Annotated in this window: 1 protein-coding gene; it reads right to left on the reverse strand. The window is 48.9% G+C overall.

Going from position 1 to position 231, the window contains the following annotated elements; translation table 11 throughout:
* Nucleotides 1-231, reverse strand: a 231-nt coding sequence (locus SB689_RS24335) for an NAD(P)-binding domain-containing protein (RefSeq protein WP_410694580.1), incomplete at both ends; no start/stop codon positions are given.

Below are 231 nucleotides of genomic sequence, written 5' to 3' on the forward strand. Positions count from 1 at the left end.
GTAGATTCCTTGCTGTGCAAGCTGCTCGCTTCTGCGGACGGAATCCTTATAAAAGGAATTGCCGCCATCAATAATAATATCCCCCTTAGAAAGATAAGGCTGGATTCGCGCGATTACTTTATCGACCATTTCGCCTGACGGTACCATCAACCAAACGATTCTTGGGGAGGTAGTAAGCTGCCCCATCAATTCCTCCAGGGAATGACAGCCACCCCCGCCTATTTCCTCTAG

Origin of the sequence: Chryseobacterium sp. SIMBA_038, assembly GCF_046535115.1 — a bacterium.
GTDB lineage: Bacteria > Bacteroidota > Bacteroidia > Flavobacteriales > Weeksellaceae > Chryseobacterium.